General features: G+C 32.7%; 1 protein-coding gene. It reads left to right on the plus strand.

What is annotated here, in order from left to right:
• The first annotated feature begins 133 nt into the window (after window positions 1-133).
• Entirely contained in the window at window positions 134-1315 is a 1182-nt protein-coding gene (locus BLR88_RS18780) for a glycosyltransferase family 4 protein (protein ID WP_057897465.1), read from the plus strand.
• Window positions 1316-1471 lie beyond the last annotated feature (156 nt).

Consider the following 1471-nt stretch of genomic DNA (forward strand, 5'->3'; position numbering starts at 1 on the left):
CCTAAGATTAAAGAAAGAATGATTATAAATCAAAAGAAACGTTTAGAGTTTTTTTCTAAAAAGAATACAGAAAATATATTTAGAGAACGCATACAAGAGGTGCTTCTTGGAAGTTAATAGTGGAGGAGTTGCTATGAAGCGACGGATTGCTTTTGTAGTACAGAGGTATGGATTGGAAGTTAATGGTGGTTCGGAAGCTAGTTGTAGGATGATTGCAGAACGCTTATCTAAATATTATGAGGTAGAAGTATTAACTACAAAAGCTATTGATTATACAACTTGGGCTGATTATTACGAGCATGATATAGAAGAAATAAATGGTGTTTTTGTTCGAAGGTTTTCTACTAATCAAATAAGGAATATGGATAGGTTTGGTTCCATAACTTATGAAATACTAAATAACGATAAGAGAACTGTATATGAAGAGTTAGAGTGGATGAGACAGCAAGGACCAGTTTCTTTTGAAATGATAGAGTATATAAAAAAATATAGTAATCAATATGATGTTTTTATATTTTTTACATATTTATACTTTACTACATTTCATGGTATACAATTAGTTCCAGAAAAGAGTATTTTTGTGCCGACAGCGCATGACGAGCCATATATATATTTTTCTATTTTTCGACCTATATTCCACTTACCACGCTACAATATATTTCTTACAGTTGAGGAACAAGAATTTGTTCATAAGCTTTTTCGTAATTCATACCTTCCATTCGATGTTGCCGGAGTAGGTGTGGATGTTCCACAAAAAATTCTTTCTCAGCAACAATTTAAAGAACAATTTAAAATTGTAGATCCTTATGTTATTTATGTTGGGAGGATTGATGAATCAAAAGGTTGTAAAGAACTCTTTGATTATTTTATGCGTTACAAAGAAGAAACAAGAAATGATTTAAAGCTTGTGTTAATGGGAAAATCGGTTATACATATTCCGAAATGTGAAGACATTATACCCTTAGGATTTGTTTCGGAGGAGGAGAAATTTAGTGGAATTGCTGGAGCTAAGTTTTTAATCATGCCTTCAAAGTACGAAAGTTTATCTATGGTTGTTTTGGAGAGCCTATCTTTAAATAGGCCAGTTCTAGTTAATGAAGAATGCGAAGTTTTAAAAGGGCATTGTGAACGTGGGAATGCTGGCTTATATTACAAGAGTTATGAAGAGTTTAAAACATGTGTAAATCTATTGCTTCAACACGAGCATTTATGTAATAAATTAGGGAAAAATGGGAAAGGGTATGTAGATAAGTATTATAGATGGTCAACCATTATAGATAAATTTATACGAGCAATTGAGAGTATAGTCGTTTAGAAGCGCATGTCTTTTATTTTTTCTGTGAAAAACTTTGATTTTCATGTTGAGGCTTGTGGCTGATAGGTCTTGAAGGTTTTCTGCCTTTTTAGCCCCCTAGAGAAGTTGGACACTAAGGGTGTATTTTGATTACACTTATAGTGACAGAGGGGGAAG

This window comes from Aneurinibacillus thermoaerophilus, assembly GCF_900099925.1.
GTDB lineage: Bacteria > Bacillota > Bacilli > Aneurinibacillales > Aneurinibacillaceae > Aneurinibacillus > Aneurinibacillus thermoaerophilus.